Below are 21573 nucleotides of genomic sequence, written 5' to 3' on the forward strand. Positions count from 1 at the left end.
AACAGTCATACAACTGTTGCTTCTATTATAATCTGATTAAAAAATATTATTCTTTGACTACTTTTTTAGTAATTGTTGTACCATCATTCAGTGTAATCGTAAACAGGTAATTTCCTCTTACTAATTCTGAAATATCAATCTTTCCTGAATCTTTATTAACACTGACTGTCTTAACCAGTTTTCCTGAAACATCATAAATCGTTACTGCCGCTTTAGAATATCTGCCCAATATCACCTGCACAAAATCCTTAGCCGGATTTGGAGTGATGTTTACGTCTGAATTCAATTTAACGTTTGCCGTTCCCAAAGTTGAACTGGTTTTCACAAAATATCCGCCAAAGCCTGCTGCCTGAAAGCTTACTTCCCAATACTTATAAGTATCATTCCATACAATATCGTTAATATCAGGCGTAATAAAAGTTGCTGAACTTCCAAAAGAAGCTACTGTACCGATGTTTCCTGCGCTTGTCCCGTCATATTTTTCAATAATCAGGTTTGCTTTACTGGCAACATCTGCTGGTGAAGAAGGAAGTTTAATACTATTTGTCAGGTTATAAGCATCAAAATCATCCTGTTTAAAATATAAAGTCACTCTTCCTGTTGCAGTAGTTGCATTGGCCTCAGGATTTATTTCATATCTTCTTGCAACATAGTTGGGCTGCATATTATCCACCCATACTTTTGATGTTATATTTCCTGAAACTGTACTCGCTGGCTGTTTTTCAACTCTCGAAATAAACTGGCAGTTATTTGTAAAATAATTATATCCGCCAGCTACTGTGCTTGTTTTTGTCTGATTGGAAGTAGCGAGATTCTTTACTTCAGCAACATTTTCATAAACTGCGGCTCTCATTTTAAAATCAAAAGTTCTGGGAGTCCAGCTTGTACCATCTGTAGAAGTCTTAGATCTGTTATTAAGCACAGCACTCTCGGCCTTCATGGCAATTCTTCCTCCTAAACCGTTTACCACAATATAAAAATCTTTTCCGGTTGTCGTTTGTATGTTCAGATCGGAAAGATTAACATAATTCCAGGTAAATCTCTGTGTATTATTCAACCATGAGGTAATGGTTTTTGCCGCAATTATATCTCCCGGATTTCCGTTATTATCTACTTGTCTGATTTGAATATCTACCGGAATATCCGAAGGAAGACTAGTTCCTGTTAAAAATGAGAAACCTCCCAGCTTTCCTGTCAGCGTTGGTGTATACCGAACTGCTAATGCTATATTATCAAAATAATAATTGGATTCTGTATTCGCAAGCACGTAAGGTTCATCATAACCTACTGTTTCAAAATTAGATTTCACACATCCCAACTCGTCAGTAACTGCTTTATAAATATCTAGTTTACCGTACCCCCATCTCATGTTAGGAACAGTACCTGTTGCTCCATCCATTCTTGCATTAGAGGTAAGGCGTGCCTTAACCTGCGTTGCCGTTAATGCCGGATTTGCCTGAAGCAGCAACCCTACCGCTCCTGCTACTCCCGGAGAAGACATACTGGTTCCTTGATTTTTCACATAATAATTGGTTCCCGCAATAATATCTGTTGCTCCCGGAGAAGAATTTCCTGATCTGGAAGAAATCACATTCTGACCGGATGCGGTAATATCAGGCTTCTGAAAACCATCTGCTCTTGGCCCCTGTGAACTGAATGAGGATATTGACTCCTGAGGTGTAAGTGTGAAATAACCGCTTGTTCCGCTATACCAGCTCGCTCTTCCCATATAGGAAGCAACCGTAATTGCACTCGAAGCGTTACCCGGAGTTCCTACAATATATTCATTATCTCCATTCTGCAGCGTAGTAGTTACCCCCTGGCTATAAAGCCAGCCATGAGTTGTTATCTGCTGTGCTCCGTTATTGGTAATTTCTAATGTATAATTTCCCTGGCTGTTGACTGTAGATCCTGAAACTCTGCTGACTACCAACTGAACATAGCGCTTATTGTTATCTGCACTCCAATAGTTATACATAGTCGCTGTAAATCCTCCTCCCAAAATACTATGAGCTGTTGTAGTACTTATGTTCTGTGTGTATTGCTGACCATCCGGAGTTGTAAGTTTTGCGGTAACGGCGGTGTCATTATTGGCATACATCAGAAAAGAAAATACTGAAGCGGTAGAAGTATCACTAGCTACAGTAAAGCTATAGGTTTGTGCAGCATTGGGTTCTATAGTACCCTTTCTGTGAAGATTGGTTCCGTAGTCATTTCCGGCAGAGATAACGACTACTCTTCCCGGTCCTGATGAAGTAAAATTATCCACGGCTACTTCATGAGAAGCTGTTCCGTCGTGTGCACTTCCCTGTCCCCCGATACTCATGTTGACAACAATAGGTTTATTCAGAGCTGTGGCTACATTTTTGAAATAGGTTAAAGCATTAATGGTATTGGTGGTAGGAAAAGATCCGTTCCCTCCTTTTACGAAGACGATATCAGCTTCTGAAGAAAATCCTTTATGTCTTTTATCTGCAAAGGCAGCCCCATTTCCCGCAGCTGTACCGGATACATGGGTTCCATGCCCGTTAGTATCATTTTCACGTACAAAGCCTGTTGGGGTACCATCCAGTTCATCTTCAATCTGAGCTCTTGTATATTCCACCCCTGTTGCAAATCCTGTAGGAGTTGTTTCACCGCCCTGCGCCGTTAAAGTCTGGTCCCAAATGGAAACAATCCTGCTTTTCGTCTGGTCATCAGCTTTTCTGAAATCCGGATGCTTCCAGTCTATTCCCGTATCATAAACCCCAACTAAAATACCTGTTCCGTTGTAAGCTGTATTATTGAATACGCCATCCTGTAAAAGACTGGCTCCCGACTGAGCCCTGCTCACATCATTATGAAGCTCATCAAAAGATGGGGCCATCACAGATGTTACATAAGGAAGCTTCATAAGCCTCTCGATATCATCAATACTTACCAAAGCTGTAGAAAAAGAAGGCAATTGGCTCTGAACTAAAAATCCGTCAGACTTTAGTTTTTCCGGCTCTTTGGTATAAATAATACAGGAATACATCGTCTGTGCTCCTTTAGCAGTTACCACCAAATGCTGATCCAGTCTCATGTCTGGTCTCTCCATCTCCTTTATGGCATTTCCTTTCACTACATTCTCTTTATTCTTCAGCAATACGTCAAAACGAGAATCCAGTTTCTGTACCTGCCCATAAAAAGCGTAGGAATACAATCCCAAAAAGGCTGCTGTAGCATTTCTTAGAAGTTTCCCTCCTCCATTCGAAATGTTTACTTTTGCAAAAAATAATTTTTTAATATCCATTTTCATTTATTTTAATAATACAATTGTATAATTTTCACCTGATACAAAGATTACTCGCAGTATCATTAAACACTAATAACAAAAAACAAAATTAAAATAATAATTCACTTATTTTAACAGAAAATTAAAAATTTAAAAACATATTGTCAAAATGCAGGATTTTCTATTTTATTTAAACCTTGGATGGGAACATATTATCTCTATGGATGCCCTGGATCACCAATTATTTGTTCTTGCACTGATTGCTGTTTATTCTTACAATGACTGGAAAAAAATTCTGATCCTTGTAACTGCATTTACCATCGGCCATTCTATTACACTAGCTTTAAGTATTCTGGATGTCTTCAGAGTACCATCTGCATGGGTAGAATTTTTGATTCCACTTACCATCGTTGTGACCTCGTTCGATAATATTATCATGAAAAATAAAAAGCAGACTCTGATGCGGGCCAATTATTACCTGGCACTCATTTTTGGTCTTATTCATGGGATGGGTTTTGCCAATACGGCAAGGGTAATGATTGCAAAGAGTCAAAACATCGCTGTTCCTCTCTTAGGCTTCAATATTGGTTTGGAGCTGGGGCAGATCGTGATTGTCTTCGCCATTTTAATTATCCTTTTTATGATGCTTACCATTTTTAAAGTCAATAAAAAAGACTGGATTCTCTTTGTATCTTCCGGTGTATTTGCTTTATCATTAAAAATGACTTTGGAAAGAATTCCTTTTTAAATGTGAAATATTTTTATTATTTCAACAGCTTATTATTATCTTTGATCATTAATAAATCATTTCGGTTATGAAACTAAAAGTTGTTATACTTTCACTTTCTGTATTTGCATATACAGGTTTCACCGCACAAAATATTCAGAATAACCCAGGCAGCAATCATGGAAACAAGTTTGAGCAGCTGGGAACTATTTTACCAACACCCAACATTTACAGAACGGCTTCCGGAGCCCCCGGGCACGGATACTGGCAGAACAGGGCTGATTACAACATCAATGCTTATCTGGATGAAGACAAGAGAAATCTTAAAGGTTCAGAAACCATTACTTATTACAACAATTCTCCTGATGATCTGGATTATATCTGGCTTCAGCTTGATGAAAATGAACATTCAAGTATCAGAAATGCCGGATATGATAATTCTTCCGTACTCCATCCTTCCACTACAGACCAACAGCTCAAAATCACTGAGCTTCCTGTAAAAGACAATGGTTATGGAGTAAGTCTTGAAAAAGTAACGGATGCCTCCGGTACTCCTCTTAAGTATACGGTTAACAAAACCATGATGCGTATTGATCTTCCAAAAGTTTTGAAAAAGGGTGAAAAATTCGTTTTCAAGGTAGACTGGAACTACAATATCTCCAACAGAATAAAAATGGGCGGCCGCGGCGGCTACGAAAACTTCCCTGAAGATGGCAATGATCTCTATACCATGGCACAATGGTATCCTAGAATGTGTGTATACAGCGACTTCCAGGGATGGCAAAACCACCAGTTCACAGGAAGAGGTGAATTTGCTTTGGTTTTCGGAGATTTTAAAGTCTCCATGAATGTTCCGGCAGATCACGTTGTAGGGGGAACAGGAGAATGTAAAAACTATGATCAGGTTTTAACTGCTGACCAGCTTTCAAGGTACAAAAAAGCAGAAAATGCTTCTGAACCCGTAGAAATAGTAACGCTGGACGAAGCTAAAAAAGCAGAGAAGAACCATTCAAAACAAAGAAAAACATGGGTTTTTGAAGCCAAAGATGTCCGTGACTTTGCATGGACTTCTTCCAGAAAGTTTGTTTGGGACGGAATGCGTGTCACCATTCCTGAAAACAGTAATAGAGTAATGGCAATGAGTTTCTATCCAAAAGAATCTTATGGCCTTTACAGAAAATTTTCTACAAAAGCGGTAGCGCATACCATCAAAACCTATTCTGAATTTACCATTCCTTATCCCTATCCGGTAGCACAGTCTGTAGAAGCTGCTAATGGAATGGAATATCCAATGATCTGCTTCAATTTCGGAAGAACTGAAAAAGACGGAACCTATTCTGAAGGAACCAAAAACGGAATGATCGGAGTAATTATTCATGAGGTAGGGCACAACTTCTTCCCCATGATCATCAATTCTGATGAAAGACAATGGGCATGGATGGACGAAGGGCTGAATACTTTCACAGAATATCTTACGGAAGAAAAATGGGATAATAAATTCCCTTCCAAAAGAGGTCCGGCATGGACGATCGTAGATTATATGAAACTTCCAAAAGATCAGCTGGAGCCTATTATGAGCAACTCTGAGAATATTGTTCAGTATGGTCCGAATGCTTATTCAAAGCCTGCAACAGGGCTGAATATTCTTCGTGAAACCATTATGGGAAGAGAACTCTTTGACAAAGCATTCAAAACATATGCGAAAAGATGGGCATTCAAACATCCTGAACCTGCAGATTTATTCCGTACCATGGAAGATGCAAGTGGTGAGGATCTTGACTGGTTCTGGAGAGGCTGGTTCTACGGTACAGATCCTGTGGATATTGCTATTGATAAAGTAACGGTAGCAGTTCCCAATCTGGATACCGATCCCAAAGCAGCAGCTGAAGTAAAATATCAGGTTGAAAAACCTTTGGTGAACAGTTTTGAAGATCTTTCAAAAATCAGAAACAGAGAAGACAAGAATATTAAATTCTATGTGGATGGTGACAAAGATGCTCAGGACTTCTACTACAGATATGACAGAGGCCAAGAAAAAGTGGATAACACTAAAGAATATACCATTAAGACAGAAGCCGGTCTTCCTCTTGATAATAAGGATAAAGAAAAATTCAAAAATATAACTGCTTACCAGATCGATTTCGTGAACAAAGGAGGATTGGTAATGCCTATCATTCTTGAATTTACTTTTGAAGACGGTTCAAAATTGTATGACAAATCTGCCGCACAGATATGGAGACTGAACGAACAAAAAGTTTCCAAGACTTATTATTTTGATAAAAAACTGAAGTCTATTCAGCTCGACCCCATGAGAGAAACAGCTGATATTGATACCACCAATAATTTTTGGAGCAATGCCGGATCCGGTAATGAAACTTCCAGATTCCAACTCTTCAAACAGAAACAGGAGGCGGGCTCTGTAAGGGGAAGCTCAAACGGAAAAGTAAATCCGATGCAGGCTGCAGGTAAGAAATCATAAAATAAAAAACTGTCTAAGGGCAGTTTTTTATGTTTAAAAAATATCCCCATTACAATAGATTATTAGCTTCAAACTAAATAACAACCCAAATTTCAACCCATTATAAATAAATATAAATTTATTTGTAGTACTTCACTAAACAAAAAAACAGACCTATGAGCAGTTTAGAAAAAAATAAAGAAACAGTGAGACGCTTCAACAAAGAAGTCATTGAGCAATGTAATTTCGACTCGTTCAGACAACTTATGGATGATGATTTTGTCAACAGAACAGCCCCCCCTGACAGCAACGATGCTAATGGAATGTGGAATACATTTTTCAATATTTTAAAACCTGCATTTCCCGACCTGACTGTAGAAATCTATGATCAGGTTGCCGAGGAAGATAAAGTAACTACAAGAAAAGCAATCATGGGAACCCATACAGGAATTCTAATGGGAATAGAGCCCACAGGTAGGCAGATAAAAATTGATGTGATAGATATTGTACGTCTAAAAAATGGAAAATACTTGGAACATTGGGGGATTAATACACTCCCCACTATTTTATCAGAACTCAGGAAAACAAAATAAAACTTCCTCCGATTGAAGTTTTTTCACTGGGGATTTCTAACTATTATGCGATCCTATCAATTGTGTTTTTATTCGTTCCTCAAAAAGATTGGGTAAGAAATAAATTGTCCTTAGTCTGATCATCTCATAACAATGCAGAATAGAGCCGGAAATTTCCGGCTTTATTATTTTAACTTAAATGTTCTTTCACATTCTTTTTATAGGTTCTTCCCAGCGGAAGATGTTCTCCATTTTTCAGATACACATTGCCGGAATCATAGGAATTGATATGATCTGATAACACTATATAGGATTTATGAATTCTAATGAAACCAAAATGCTGGAATTTTTCTTCAAAGTTGGACATTCTTTCAAGGATCATATACTTTTTCAATGGAGTCATCAGCACAATATATTCTCCGAATCCTTGTATCCACAGAATATCTTTGAGAAAAACCTTATTCATCACATAGTTCGATTTGAACATAATATAATCTTCCTGATGACGGTCATTGGCTGAGTTTTTAAATTGAAAAAAATCCTTTGCTTTATTTACCGCTTTTTTAAAAGTATCAAAATCTACTGGCTTTATAAGATAATGAACCACATCCAATTCAAATGCTTTCACTGCATATTTTGATTCCAGCGTGAGGAAAATACACAGCGGCGGATCGGGAAGCTGTTGTAAAAGCTCTACTCCATTTATTTTAGGCATGTTTATATCAAAAACTACCAGATCTACTTTGTTTGCTTTAAGAAAAATCAAGGCTTCTTCCGGATCCTGAAACGACCCCAGCAGCTCAACCTCTTCCAGCTGGGCACAATATTGCTTGACAAGCTGTAAAGCAGGGTATTCATCATCAACATTTACTACAGTCAGATTAGCCATTTAGTTTAATTTTTAAAACAATTTTATAGTGATTATTTTCTTCCGGTCCTGAAAGGAACTCAAATTGACCGGCATACCATTTTTCTAATATATGAAGAACTGCATCATTTCCCAATCCATGATATCCCGTTTCTACCTGATGGGCCTGATAAGCAGCTATAGAGTTGGTGATTTCAAACAACAATTCTGAACCTTCTATGGTGCAGGATAAGTTGATAAAACTTCTCTCTTCTTCCCCTATAGCAGAATGTTTCAAAGCATTTTCAAACAATGTAAGGAGTATAGAAGGCGGGATTTCTGCGATATCAAATTCTTCCTGATTCTGAATGTTTAAAGTGATATTAAGCAGGTTATTATATTTTAACTGATAGAGATCTGCAAGCGCTTTGAGCGAAGAAAGCTCCTGAGCAACACTTATTTTTTCTTTTCCACTGTCATAGATAATATATTGTAATAGCTTGCTAAGCTGTAAAATAGAATCGGATGTCTTTTCTGTATGCACAAAGCTGTTGGCATACATATTATTAAGGGTATTGAGTAAAAAATGAGGATTCAGTTTGGATTTCAACAAATCCAGATAAAGCTGTTCTTTTTCTTCTCCAAGGTTGATTACATCCTGCTCTATAAGAAATTTATCTTTTGTAATTCCTAAAAACGAGGCAACAAGAATCACTATTCCCTGAGAGATATACACATTATAAAGGAAACCTACATAATACCCTTCTTTAGTAAAATTCATGCTGAAAACTGCCGGTTCCCAAAGGATCCTGAAAAGACTGGAAACCAAAAAGGCAATCAATGCATATAGGATAAACTCCGGATATTTGTTGGATAGATAGAAATAAGGAACAAGATAGTAGTATACCAGATAATAGATCCCGACATTCAAAAATACATTCAAAATAATACTCCAAATTAATTCAAAACCATTCAGGAAGTAGTTTTCGGTGAAATAAGTGATCAGAATGAAGATAAAAAAGAAAAAAATATGCTGAAATCTCAATAAAAATTTCCAGCGGTACTTCATAAGGCTTTCCAGAATCTTACCATTAAATAAAACCCTTATAATCAATAATATAATAATAAAATTTATGATTAAAAACATACTTTGAGCCTTATTTTCAGCTTTACCAAATATAATATCTTTTTATATCAAAATGCAGTTCGTTGAGAAAAACGGTCATTGATTGAAAAAATCCAGGTCCGCTCTTCCTAATAAATATATTTGAGAAACTGCAATGTTAATCAAATATTACATGAAACTTAATATAAAATCAACACTTCTTTTATCATTATTCTTATTGAACGGACTTTTATATAGTCAGAGTAAGGATAATTACAATATGTGGTTTCAGTACCTGATGTCGGCAAAGATAACCGATAAAAGTACCTTAACTGCACTTACACAATACCGTTCTTTTGATCTGGCTTATGACACAAGGCTTTTTCTTCTCAATGCCTACGTGGATTATGAGGTGGCAGAGAACATAAAACCTGCGGTAGGGGCAATGTTTCTGGTCCTGGAGTCATACAATGCGGATGATTCTAAAAAAATACGATATGAGAAAAGGCCTTTTCAGCAAGTCACTGCCGAGTATTTTATCGGCAGAACTTCAATATCTAACCGTCTGAGAGTAGAAGAGCGTTTTCTCAGCAATCCGGATGAATTCCAGGTTAGGCTACGATATCTGATCTCAGTAAGAATTCCTTTCAACAAAAAAGGGGAAAAAGAAAAACTCTATGGCATTCTTAAAAATGAAATAAGAATGAATATTGAAAAAGAAGAACCTTTCGACAGCAACCGTATCACCGCCGGTCTCGGGATCAAAACCGGAAAAAACTCAGCACTGGAAATAGCCTTTATCAATCAGCTGGAAACCGGAAAGACCAGTAACTATGGGTTCATAGGCTTCAGAAATTCTTTTGACTGGAGAAAAAAACAAAAATAATTATATCATTAACAGATAACATACTATGCTTACATTTCTTGGTTTTTTAATGATTGTTATATTCATGTTGCTCATCATGAATAAAAAAATGACTCCTCTTACCGCCCTTGTACTCGTTCCTGTACTCATTGCAGTGATAGCAGGTTTTGGGCCGGAACTGGGAAAAATGATGAAAGAAGGGGTAAAAGAAATTGCTCTTACGGGAGTCATGCTGATCTTTGCCATCCTTTATTTCAGCTTAATGATTGATACCGGACTTTTTGAACCGCTGGTGAATGCCATTTTAAAAGCCGTTGGAGATAATCCGGTAAAAACAACAATCGGCACTGCACTCCTTACCACTTTGGTTTCGCTGGATGGTGATGGGTCTTCTACCTATATTATTGTGGTGGCAGCCATGCTGCCTCTTTATAAAAAACAAGGAATGAATCCCCTGGTCCTTACCTGCATTATTATGCTTGCCGGAGGAATTATGAATATCTTACCTTGGGGTGGGCCTACCGCCCGGGTAATGAGTTCACTGAAACTTGGACATACTGAAATATTTGTCCCGATGATTCCGGTTATGCTGATTGGTATTGTATGGGTATTTATAGTGGCTTATATCCTTGGGATAAAAGAGAGAAAAAGAATCAGTAAACACGGAAAATACACAAAATACAGCCAACAGGATATTGCAGGAGAAAATGATCCGGCATTGCGCCGCCCCAAGCTGCTTATTGTCAATCTTATCCTTACTGTTGTGCTTCTTTGTGTAATGATACTTGACATTATTCCTCTTGGAATTGCTTTCATGATTGCGTTTTGTATTGCTTCCGTCATCAATTATCCAAAACTTAAAGATCAGCAGAAAATTATTGCAAAACATTCCGGCAATGCGCTGTCTGTAGCGGGAATGATCTTTGGTGCAGGGATTTTCACCGGAATTCTTAACGGAACAGGAATTATGAATTCTATGGGAAACAGCATCATTGGCATTGTTCCGAAAGACTGGGGAAGCTATCTTAATGTCATCACTGCTATATTCAGTGTCCCCCTCACCTTTTTCTTAACTAATGATGCTTATTATTTCGGAATATTACCCGTGATCACCGCTACAGGTCATCAGATGGGTATTCCTCCTGATATTTTAGGACGGGCAAGTCTTGTAGGCCAGGCTTCCCATTTATTGAGTCCATTGGTTCCTTCTACTTATTTACTGGTCTCTTTAGCCGGAGTAGAATTTTCAGATCATCTAAAATTTACTCTGAAATGGGCAATAGGGTCTTCTGTTGTCATGTTACTGGCAGCATTGGTACTTCATATTATATAAGATTATATTTATAAATTCGTATTCTCATCCTACCTATAATGACAGCTCAATCCAGGCAAAAAACATTTACAGACTCCTATTTGAGAAATCTTAGTCTCTATGTATTCACAGCAATTATCTGTGGAGCATTGGCAGGCTATTACTTTCCTGAAATCGGACGGCCGCTGGAAAAAGTAAGTCATTATTTTTTTATGCTTCTTGAAGTCCTTATCGTTCCGGTGATTTTCATCGCTGTGACGTATGGGATAAGTTATATTTTCAGTATTGAAAATGCGATTAAAATTACATTACAGATGATTATTTATTTCCTGATCATCACCTCGGCAGGTATTGCAGTGGGAATTGGGTTTGGCCTTCTTTTAAAACCGGGAGTAAATACGGAAATAACCGTTTCAATGATTAATAAAAGTTTACCAAAACGTTTTTTAAGCTATTCAATCAATCCGCTGTATCTTAGTAATTATTTACTATTTCTTTTATTATCAATCTCTGCCGGGATAGCTATAGGCCTGTCTAAAGGAAAAAATAAGCTTCTCCGTATTTTAGATGAGGGTAAAGACTTGTTCTTTAAACTGATAAAGTATGTATACATTTTTCTTCCCATTGTTATCTTCTGTAATATCGCCTACGGAATCTCAGTATATGGAATTAATACTTTGCTGCCATTAAGTAAAGTGGTAGCCACAGTGTATCTTGCCTGTCTTGTTTTTATTTTTGGAATTCTGGGACCAGTAACACATTTTTTCAAAATCAATCTCTGGGATTTTTTAATCAGCATTAAAGAAGAGATTATCCTTGTGGTAGCTACTTCTTCTTCAAAAACGGCTTTCCCTGTGATCTTTGAAAAAATGGAATCTCAGGGATATGATCTGAAAATTCTGCGGTTTGTCATCCCGCTTGGATATAATTTTAATCTTGCCGGAGCGTGTATTTATCTTTCTATTTCGTGTATTTTCCTGATCCAGTTTTATAATATTTCACTGGAGCTTCATGATTACATCTGGCTGTTTGTTATTATTTCCATGACTTCAAAGACAGCCTCCGGAGTACCTGGCTCAGGATTCCTTGCACTGGTTTTTACGTTGAACCGATTTGAAAAAATTCCGTTAGCAGATATTGCCCTTCTTTACAGTGTAGACCGTTTTATGAATGAGGCAAGATCTGTAACCAATTTCATAGGAATAGCCATTTCGGGAGCTATTATTTCAAAAATAAACCAACAGCAGAAACCTAAATTTCCTTCTACCTGATCTCAATTTCCAGATATTACGAGTTCCAGATCTATGGTATTCTTTTTCAAAACCGGCAGATTTACTGGAAATACTGAGGCTTCGGGTACCATTGCAGGAAGCAGGTAAAATCTAGTAATCAATGGCTTGTAACTTTTAACAAGTACAACTCTACTTATTAGCAAAAAAATCATGAAAGCATTCTTTTTCCTTTTAGTACTAAGCAGTACTTATGCTTTTTCGCAGCAGCTGCTTACGCCTCAAAACGTACATATTAATTCCAAATTAATAAAAGACGAAACTTCAGAATCTGTATGGTATGCTGAGAATGCAGGAACCAAAACAGAAATAGGAAGCATTATAACAGAGATCAAAAAACTCAACAAAACAGATCTTCTTATAAAGACTATCGTAAAAATAAAAAAGACACCTGATGCCAGCTGGACAGATTCTACCATCGTGAAGACCGCCAATTTCCTTCCCTCTTACCATTCATCTTATAATTCTATGAGAGATATGGTTCTAAAATCCGGTAAGAATAAGGTAACGGGATATTACCTCGACAAAAAGTCCCAGAAAAAGGATCTTTTTGAAACAGATGCCTTCAATTATTTCGACAGCAGCAGCTATCCGATGATGATAAAATTCCTTCCTCTAAAAGAAAACTACACTTCTGAAATATCAATTTTCGATTACAATCCGAAAGCCAATAAAAACGGAGTGATGAAAGCCTATGTTCTTGACGTTAAAAAAGTGGATTATAAAGGAAAACAAGTCTGGGCTGTAAAAACTACAGATGATATCTCCAACAAAACGACCATAACCACTTACTATATCGATCCGGACACCAGAAAAACCGTTAGTCAGGATATAGAAATGAACGGAAGAAAAATGTATGTGGAAGCAATTTAACAATTACACAAACATTCTTATCTTTTGATAACCAAATATTTATTATCTAAAAAAAACATCAATATATATCACACATAAAGGAAAAAATATTATCTTTGATTTGCACATAAACACCAGATGTCAAAAAACCTGATTGACTTTAAATGTTCAGGAATAGTACAAATACAAGATATTACCTATGAAAAATGCAAAATCATTAAGCAGAGATGCTCAGAAATCAATCAATGGCGGAGCGGTAGGACGCTTCTGCTGCGAATACAATTACAAAGGACAATGCAGCCTTTGGATAGGACCGGGAGAATCTTGCCCATAACAGAGTCCATTGGTACAGTAATCATAAAAGCCGGAAAATTTCCGGCTTTCTCATTTTTATTTTTCTGCCAAATTTTCACATTCGGGCACAAAATTCTGCCATTTCATCCATCACTCCCCCATGGCATACATTTAGAGAATTACTAGTCAGGAATAATTAAAAAATAAATATATTATGTCAGTAAACTTTAAACCATTAGCAGACAGAGTTTTGGTAGAACCAATCGCTGCAGAAACTAAAACAGCATCAGGTATTATTATCCCGGACACTGCAAAGGAAAAGCCGCAAGAAGGTACTGTAGTGGCAGTAGGTCCTGGTAAAAAAGATGAGCCTACAACTGTTCAGGTAGGTGACAAAGTTCTTTATGGAAAATATTCAGGTGCTGAATTGAAGCTTGAAGGTAAAGATTATTTAATCGTAAGAGAAGCTGATCTATTAGGAATCATCGGGTAAACCTGTACGTTGTACAATGTAAAATGTACAATGTATTCATGACTGATAAAAAAATCAAACATTAAAAAGTAAATCAAGTACATTGTACATCGTACATTGTACATTAATACAAGAAAAAAATGGCAAAAGAAATAAAATTCGATATTGAATCAAGAGACGCTTTAAAGAGAGGTGTAGATGCATTGGCTAATGCAGTGAAGGTAACTTTAGGTCCTAAAGGTAGAAATGTGGTAATCGAAAAATCTTTCGGTGCTCCTCATGTAACTAAGGATGGTGTTTCTGTTGCAAAAGAAATCGAACTTGAAGACAGAGTAGAAAATATGGGTGCGCAAATGGTAAAAGAAGTTGCGTCCAAAACTAATGATATCGCAGGAGACGGTACTACTACCGCTACTGTATTGGCACAGGCTATCGTAAGAGAAGGTCTTAAGAATGTAGCTGCAGGTGCTAACCCAATGGACTTAAAAAGAGGGATCGACAAAGCTGTAACTGCTGTTGTGGAAAACCTTAAGTCTCAATCTAAAACTGTTGGAGATTCTACAGAAATGGTAAAGCAGGTAGCTTCTGTTTCTGCTAACAATGACGAAACTATCGGGTCTCTGATCGCTGAAGCTTTCGGAAAAGTAGGTAAAGAAGGAGTAATCACTGTAGAAGAAGCTAAAGGTATTGATACTACTGTAGATGTAGTAGAAGGTATGCAGTTTGACAGAGGATACCAGTCTCCTTACTTCGTGACTAACCCTGAGAAAATGGTAGCTGAAGTAGAAAACCCTTACATCCTTTTGGTAGAGAAGAAAATTTCTTCAATGAAAGAATTACTTCCGGTTCTTGAGCCAATTGCACAAGGAGGGAAATCTCTATTGATTATCTCTGAAGAAGTGGAAGGTGAAGCTTTAGCAACTTTAGTCGTAAACAAACTAAGAGGTTCTCTTAAAATTGCTGCAGTAAAAGCTCCGGGATTCGGAGACAGAAGAAAAGCAATGTTAGAAGATATCGCTATCCTTACAGGTGGACAGGTGATCTCTGAAGAGCAAGGTTTCACTATGGAAAACATCTCTTTAGATATGCTTGGAACTGCTGAGAAAGTAACCATTGATAAAGACAACACAACGATCGTAAACGGTGGTGGTGATGAAGCAAAAATCAAAGGAAGAGTAGCTCAGATCAAAGCTCAGATGGAAACTACAACTTCTGACTATGACAGAGAGAAACTTCAGGAAAGATTAGCTAAGTTAGCTGGTGGTGTTGCTGTATTGTACGTAGGAGCAGCTTCTGAAGTGGAAATGAAAGAGAAAAAAGACAGAGTAGATGATGCCCTTCACGCTACAAGAGCAGCTGTTGAAGAAGGTATTGTTGCAGGTGGTGGTGTTGCTTTAGTAAGAGCAATCTCTGCTTTGGAAAACCTTACAGGAATCAATTCTGACGAAACTACAGGGATCAAAATCGTTAAGAGAGCTATCGAAGAGCCATTAAGACAAATCGTGGCTAATGCAGGTGGTGAAGGTTCTGTAATCGTGGCTAAAGTAGCTGAAGGATCAGGAGACTTCGGATACAATGCGAAAACTGACGAGTATGTTCACATGCTTGAAGCAGGTATCATTGACCCTACGAAAGTAACTAGAGTTGCCCTTGAAAATGCAGCTTCTGTTTCTGGTATGCTTCTTACTACTGAATGTGTAATCACTGAAGTGAAGAGCGCTGAACCAGCTATGCCAATGGGTGGTGGAATGCCAGGAATGATGTAACGGTCAGCGACCGAAGCAAATTAATATACTAACCGCTCTATTTTTATAGAGCGGTTTTTTATTATATTTGATGATTAACTATGACCCCATGAAAAATATTCTTAAATGAAAATCAACTTTCTTTCTAACGTCTTTACTTGGCTGTTACTAACAGCTTTACCAGAAATGGTATTTTCACAATCCGCAGATTTTACCATTAAGGATGTAAAGTTTGAAAGTCAGGATATTACTCTTGCAGGCTCTATTTTAGAACCTAAAAAACCATTGGCGGCGGTGGTCATTGTTCACGGGTCAGATCCGGTAAAAAGAGAAACGGAATTTGCAAAACGTCTCGCTAAAGAAGGTATTGCTGTATTCACCTACGACAAGCGCGGAGTTGGAGAATCTGGGGGTGTATATGTAGGACCATCTGTAGGTACCAATAATATAGACCCTGCTAACCTTACTTTATTGGCTCAGGATGCCAATGCGGCCGTAGCAACATTTCAAACCTATTTGAAAGATAAAAAAATACCCATTGGATTAGTGGGCTTCAGCCAGGCAGGATGGATCATCCCGATGGCAGCAAGCAAAAATCCGCAAATTGACTTTATGGTGTTATTTAGCGGTCCTACCATTACCACTCTGGAGCAACTTCGATTTCAGTTTTATACCAATGGAAACAACAATTTCTGGGAAAATCATACCGAAGCAGATGCCATTGAACATACTAAAAATGATCCGGACAAATATCAATTTGTCGCCACCGACCCCAAAACCTATCTGAATACCCTTTCAATTCCCGGGCTTTGGCTTTTTGGTGAAAAAGACATACAGATTCCGGTAAAGTTGTGTATAGAACAATTGAACACCCTTAAAGCTCAGGGCAAACCTTTCGAATATACTTCTTTTCCTCAATTGGGACACAATACTTCTTCCAGCAATGATACAACCCCTGTTGATACTGCCATACAATGGATACAACAGAAAGCCTTGAGTATTAAAAAAATCTAAAGCTTCAAAGTAAAACATATATAAACCTGTTTAAAGCAGATCCTTTCATTACCGCGCGATTGTATATATTTTATATTATCGCAATGCGTAAATTTGGATGTTGTACGATATTTTGACCAAAAAAAACTAAAAATGAAAAACATATTAATTTTTGCTCTATTTTTTAATCTTTTACCTTGTAAAGCACAAGAATTTGAAAAAATATCTGTTTCAAAAACAGATGATTCCGAACTGTACATTAATGATGAAAATTCTACAGAATTATTTTATTATAAATATGTACCAAAAGCTAGTATTAAAGGTGTTTTAGTGATTATTCCTTCTGGTGGAGAACTCGTTGAAAATACATTAAAACAAATAACTCTGCCAAAAATAGCAGTTGAAAAAGGAATGATGGTCATTGTTCCATCAATCAATTGGGGAACAGATAATCGAGAAGCAGAATTCAAATTACTTGATAAAATTTTCAGTGAAATTGTTGCAAAGCATAAAGTACCGAAGGATAAATTTATTATCGGGGGCCTTTCAAGTGGCGCAATGATTTCTTTAACCTACGCTGAAAAGGCAACTAAAAATCCTGAAAAGTTTTTTCTAATACCAAAAGGAGTTTTTGCATTAGATGCCCCTTTAGACCAGGCAAGATTTTATAAATATTGTGAAAGAGAAATCGAAAGAAATATTTATCAACCTGCAGTAGATGAAGCACAATGGATAAAGAATAATTGGGACCGTATTTATGGAGGATCTCCAGATAAATTTCCGGAAAAATATCTGGAAAATTCTATTTATTCTTATGGAGCAAAAGATGGCGGAAACGCAAAGTATTTAAAAAAAATGCCTCTTTTAATGTTTACTGATTTGGATACCGATTGGTTAATTAATCAAAGACATCGTGACTTACATGATTGGAATGGAATTGATATAGTCTCCATGATAAACCAATTAAAAATAATGGGAAATGAAAACGCTAGAGTCATCGTTAGTCAAGGAAAAGGAGTTCGGTTAGACGGAACGAAAAATCCACATTCCTGGTCCATTATGGATTCCGAAGTTTGCTTGAATTGGATAATAGAAACATTGGAAAAATAAAAACATCGCACAACAGGCGCTTGGCAAGATTGCGAATTTTGCACTAAATTCACGTTTACAGTTCGCAAAAAATTTGATCTCCAGCTGCAAAGTCTCCCGACTTTGAGCTAGCAATATAACAAAGTCAATCTTTAAAGGTTGCTCTATTTGTACAATAAGACCTTGAATAGGTATTCTAAAATTTATATATTTAGAATAAAACAAATACAATGAAAGAAGGTTATATTATAAGAGACCAGGATAAACCTCATTTTATCACTTGTACAGTATTACATTTTATGTGGGATAAGTTAAATTATATCCATCTCAATCCTGTGAGGGCTGGATTTGTTGAAAAAGGATATCATTATCTTTATTCCTCAGCTGGTAATTATGTTTTTGGAAAAGGATTACTTGAGGTTGAGATTGCTGAAAATCCAGTCATAGATCCTACTAAGAAAAATGAATTTTGGAAATATAATAATTATAATGAATGAAAATAAGTGCTCAAAGTCGGAAGACTTTGCGCAGCGGGGGGAATGCAAAAATAGTAAGCTTAATTAAAGAGAACATATAGAATCTTACTACCGCAACTGTATCGTGTCACTTTGGCTTTTAGATTTATATTATTAGAATGTTTAAAACTGTACAAAAAAATTTGTTTTATAGAGGTTGCAATGTCTAAATTTGGATGTTAGCTGTAAATTTAATTATAAATGGATAAATTATTCGGAAACAAAACTATTCGAGGCAGATTTCTTATTTTTATAAGTATATTAATAGTATTACTATTCGTGACAAGATTATTTGCCTTTCCAGTCAAGTCCCTTGACACAGGAGTAAATGAAGAAATAATATCATTTATAGATAAATTCATTACATCAATAATTACAGCAATTATTGTCGGATATTTTATTTATAACCTTCAAATAGACGAAAAAAAAAAACAATTGAATTCACATCATCCTCTTCACAAATTGAAGATCATTTAGATAAAGCTCGAGCTAATTGTGATAGCTGGAAATTCAATGGTGGATTAGGAAGATATACAAGATTTAATACTATTCCTAAGTTATTTGAAATATCATCTAAGAAACGAGAAACCGTTAGACTTGAAATTATCATTCTAAATCCTGAAAATGAAAATTTACTCCAAAGATATGCCGAATTTAGAAATAGTTTAGATACTAAAAATAATTGGAACACAAATTACTTGAAAAATGAATTAATTTCTACGATTTTTAAATCTTTACATGTAACAAAAGTAAATCAGTTTCTTGAAATTGAAATCTATATAAAAGATTTCTTCACATTAAGCCGTATGGATATATCAAATGAAAAAGCTATAGTTTCTAGAGAAGACCCGTTAATCCCTTCTATCATTTGCAATAAAGATTCATATTTATTTAAACATTACAAAGAGGAATTTCAACAGGTTAAAAGACAAAGTAAAAAACTTCAAATTAATAACAATTTAAATCTAACAACTGTTAATATTGACAATATAAAATTATTTGTAGAGCAAATATTTCCAGATTTGAAACTTTCAGATGAAGACATAAAAACAGTTTTACAATTCATTACAAAACCAACAAATCCATTTTAAAACTATGAGTATATATCTTACCAATAAAAGCTCATTTATAGAAATAAGAGCTTTTGTTGTTTCATTTATAAAAGATTATTTGGAATTTGAAAAAACTGATATAAAATTTTTTGTACATCCCTTAGGATTTATTTATGCAAGGTTATATGATTTAAATGATAAGCAAATTAGACTTCATATATGGCATAAATCATATAAGCCCAAAAAAGATCTATATATTCACGATCATTATTATAACTTAAATAGTTGGATATTATGTGGTAAAATCAAAGATTACCTTTATGAAATTTCGGAATCTTCGAAGAATGGCGAATATACAATATATGAGGGTTCTTATAATGAGAACGAAAACTACAGATTTCTAAAACCAACAAAATTGTATTGTGATATTAACAATAAAATTGAAAGAATTTTTAGAAAAGGTGATACTTATTCAATCAAAAGAGGTCAATATCATTCCAATGAAATTTTATTTGAAGATTTTAGTTTTACGTGTACTTTAGTTTTAACGCAAGAACCCTGTGTAAAACATTCTCCAAATGTTCTGAGTAGATTAAAATACAATAAAATTATAGAGGAAAAACCTTCTGTTCTTGAGTATTCATGTGTAAAAGAAATTTTGCGAGAAATACTTGATATCATATAAAAATTTCAACTACAGTTAACATTCCAGCTGCGCAAAGTCTCCCAACTTTGAGCTAGCAATATAACAAAGTCAATCTTTAAAGGTTGCTCTATTTGTACAATAAGACCTTGAATAGGTATTCTAAAATTTATATATTTAGAATAAAACAAATACAATGAAAGAAGGTTATATTATAAGAGACCAGGATAAACCTCATTTTATCACTTGTACAGTATTACATTTTATGTGGGATAAGTTAAATTATATCCATCTCAATCCTGTGAGGGCTAGATTTGTTGAAAAAGGATATCATTATCTTTATTCTTCAGCTGGTAATTATGTTTTTGGAAAAGGATTACTTGAGGTTGAGATTGCTGAAAATCCAGTCATAGATCCTACTAAGAAAAATGAATTTTGGAAATATAATAATTATGATGAATGAAAATAAGGGCTCAAAGTCGGGAGACTTTGCGCAGCGGGGTGTTTTTTTGTTTACTTTAATCCAAAATATGGTTTCCCGTAATTGAATCTTACTAAAATATTTTAACTTTAATAAAAAGCTATGATCTGTACATATATAAAATATGTAGATCTGTATAATACACGTAAATTTAAAAACTAATAATATAATGAATGAAATCATTCCAAAAGACTGGATAGAGTTACAAAAGATTCTGTTTGAAGAAAATTTAAACTCATTTAATAGATACCGTTCTGATTTTCTTTACAGGGGGGTCTCTGATTCAAAGTATGGACTAGAAACATCAATTCAAAGATTAGGTACTGTTCCATCAAAAATGGAAAAACACTTAATTCGAAATTTCAAAAAATATTCACCAATTAATACACTAATAGATAATTATGATAATATTTGGAATTGGCTTTCTTTAGGACAGCATCATGGGTTACCAACTAGATTATTAGATTGGACATATTCTCCTAATGTTGCATTGCATTTTGCAACAGAAAATATAAAAAGTTTTAATAAAGATGGGGTAATTTGGAGAGTCAATTATATAAAAATGAAAGAAAATTATCCTAATTCAATTTCAAAGTATCTAAAGGAAAATTCTATTCTAATTCTTGGAACTAATGATTTAGTAGATACTATTGGAAAGTCATATGAAGACTTAAAGGAATTTTCAGCAAATGAGAATAACTCTATTATTTTTTTTGAACCTCCTTCAATTGATGATAGAATAGTAAATCAATTTGCCTTATTTTCATTTATGTTAGATGAGGATTCAAATAAATTGAAATATTTAGAAAGTGTGGGCTTAATAGATAAGATTATAATAACGAAATCTTTAAAATGGGAAATTCGAGATAAACTTGACCAAGCTAATATAACAGAAAGAATAATATATCCAGGATTAGACGGAATTTCAAAGTGGATAACCAGATGGTACACAGAAAAAGAGAGCGATCTTAAATGGAATTGCAAATGAATGAACATTAACTCTACT

The 21573-nt window shown here is 35.6% G+C and carries 20 protein-coding genes; 17 read left to right on the forward strand and 3 right to left on the reverse strand.

The features are described 5' to 3' along the window. Window positions 1-46: 46 nt before the first annotated feature. Window positions 47-3274, reverse strand: coding sequence for a S8 family peptidase (locus tag AC27VX_RS13210; RefSeq protein WP_488695989.1), 3228 nt, complete (start codon window positions 3272-3274; stop codon window positions 47-49). A gap of 151 nt (window positions 3275-3425) precedes the next feature. Between AC27VX_RS13210 and AC27VX_RS13215 the strand changes: the two genes are divergently transcribed. The 3 genes from AC27VX_RS13215 (at window position 3426) to AC27VX_RS13225 (ending at window position 7034) form a co-directional block, all read left to right on the forward strand. Further along, a complete protein-coding gene (locus AC27VX_RS13215) occupies window positions 3426-4004 on the forward strand; it encodes a HupE/UreJ family protein (protein WP_236856076.1) in 579 nt (192 codons plus the stop codon). 67 nt (window positions 4005-4071) lie between these two features. Further along, window positions 4072-6462, forward strand: coding sequence for a M1 family metallopeptidase (locus AC27VX_RS13220; RefSeq protein ID WP_488695991.1), 2391 nt, complete (start codon window positions 4072-4074; stop codon window positions 6460-6462). A 155-nt stretch (window positions 6463-6617) separates the two neighbouring features. Continuing rightward, window positions 6618-7034: an ester cyclase gene (locus tag AC27VX_RS13225; protein WP_488695993.1), complete on the forward strand. Its 417-nt coding sequence runs from the start codon at window positions 6618-6620 to the stop codon at window positions 7032-7034. Between the two features lie 169 nt (window positions 7035-7203). Here the strand turns inward: AC27VX_RS13225 and AC27VX_RS13230 are convergent, their stop codons facing one another. Together AC27VX_RS13230 and AC27VX_RS13235 are read right to left on the reverse strand one after the other, a co-directional pair. Further along, the gene (locus AC27VX_RS13230; RefSeq protein WP_236856080.1) at window positions 7204-7902 is read right to left on the reverse strand and encodes a LytR/AlgR family response regulator transcription factor; all 699 of its coding nucleotides are present in this window, start codon (window positions 7900-7902) and stop codon (window positions 7204-7206) included. Continuing rightward, a complete protein-coding gene (locus AC27VX_RS13235; protein WP_488695995.1) occupies window positions 7895-9007 on the reverse strand; it encodes a sensor histidine kinase in 1113 nt (370 codons plus the stop codon). Before AC27VX_RS13235 ends, AC27VX_RS13230 begins: the two co-directional genes overlap by 8 nt. Window positions 9008-9158: 151 nt before the next feature. On the opposite strand from AC27VX_RS13235, the gene AC27VX_RS13240 reads away from it, so the two are divergent. The 14 genes from AC27VX_RS13240 (at window position 9159) to AC27VX_RS13305 (ending at window position 21555) form a co-directional block, all read left to right on the forward strand. Beyond that, window positions 9159-9851 (forward strand): DUF2490 domain-containing protein, encoded by a 693-nt coding sequence (locus AC27VX_RS13240; protein ID WP_488695997.1) that lies wholly within the window; start codon window positions 9159-9161, stop codon window positions 9849-9851. 25 nt (window positions 9852-9876) lie between these two features. After that, window positions 9877-11163: a CitMHS family transporter gene (locus AC27VX_RS13245; RefSeq protein WP_300688702.1), complete on the forward strand. Its 1287-nt coding sequence runs from the start codon at window positions 9877-9879 to the stop codon at window positions 11161-11163. 38 nt (window positions 11164-11201) lie between these two features. Next, window positions 11202-12413 (forward strand): cation:dicarboxylate symporter family transporter, encoded by a 1212-nt coding sequence (locus AC27VX_RS13250; protein WP_488695999.1) that lies wholly within the window; start codon window positions 11202-11204, stop codon window positions 12411-12413. Window positions 12414-12584: 171 nt separating this feature from the next. Next, window positions 12585-13304 carry a DUF3108 domain-containing protein gene (locus AC27VX_RS13255; protein WP_488696001.1) on the forward strand — a complete coding sequence of 240 codons (720 nt, stop codon included), beginning with the start codon at window positions 12585-12587 and terminating at the stop codon, window positions 13302-13304. Window positions 13305-13482: 178 nt separating this feature from the next. Then, a complete protein-coding gene (locus AC27VX_RS13260; protein WP_300688709.1) occupies window positions 13483-13617 on the forward strand; it encodes a hypothetical protein in 135 nt (44 codons plus the stop codon). Between the two features lie 174 nt (window positions 13618-13791). Further along, window positions 13792-14070: a co-chaperone GroES gene (locus tag AC27VX_RS13265; protein ID WP_034696138.1), complete on the forward strand. Its 279-nt coding sequence runs from the start codon at window positions 13792-13794 to the stop codon at window positions 14068-14070. A gap of 119 nt (window positions 14071-14189) precedes the next feature. Continuing rightward, a complete protein-coding gene (gene groL, locus AC27VX_RS13270; RefSeq protein WP_236856089.1) occupies window positions 14190-15815 on the forward strand; it encodes a chaperonin GroEL in 1626 nt (541 codons plus the stop codon). Between the two features lie 105 nt (window positions 15816-15920). Next, a complete protein-coding gene (locus tag AC27VX_RS13275) occupies window positions 15921-16808 on the forward strand; it encodes an alpha/beta hydrolase family protein (RefSeq protein WP_488696004.1) in 888 nt (295 codons plus the stop codon). Window positions 16809-16940: 132 nt separating this feature from the next. Continuing rightward, window positions 16941-17897 (forward strand): hypothetical protein, encoded by a 957-nt coding sequence (locus AC27VX_RS13280; RefSeq protein WP_488696006.1) that lies wholly within the window; start codon window positions 16941-16943, stop codon window positions 17895-17897. A gap of 209 nt (window positions 17898-18106) precedes the next feature. Further along, window positions 18107-18373: a hypothetical protein gene (locus AC27VX_RS13285; RefSeq protein WP_488696008.1), complete on the forward strand. Its 267-nt coding sequence runs from the start codon at window positions 18107-18109 to the stop codon at window positions 18371-18373. A 716-nt stretch (window positions 18374-19089) separates the two neighbouring features. Further along, window positions 19090-19482 carry a hypothetical protein gene (locus AC27VX_RS13290; protein ID WP_488696010.1) on the forward strand — a complete coding sequence of 131 codons (393 nt, stop codon included), beginning with the start codon at window positions 19090-19092 and terminating at the stop codon, window positions 19480-19482. 4 nt (window positions 19483-19486) lie between these two features. Continuing rightward, window positions 19487-20128, forward strand: coding sequence for a hypothetical protein (locus AC27VX_RS13295; RefSeq protein WP_488696012.1), 642 nt, complete (start codon window positions 19487-19489; stop codon window positions 20126-20128). Between the two features lie 154 nt (window positions 20129-20282). Next, window positions 20283-20549: a hypothetical protein gene (locus tag AC27VX_RS13300; RefSeq protein ID WP_488696014.1), complete on the forward strand. Its 267-nt coding sequence runs from the start codon at window positions 20283-20285 to the stop codon at window positions 20547-20549. Between the two features lie 187 nt (window positions 20550-20736). Next, window positions 20737-21555 carry an FRG domain-containing protein gene (locus tag AC27VX_RS13305; protein ID WP_488696016.1) on the forward strand — a complete coding sequence of 273 codons (819 nt, stop codon included), beginning with the start codon at window positions 20737-20739 and terminating at the stop codon, window positions 21553-21555. The last annotated feature ends 18 nt before the right edge of the window (window positions 21556-21573 follow it).

It is taken from the genome of Chryseobacterium sp. 14P4.3.2 (genome assembly GCF_057799275.1).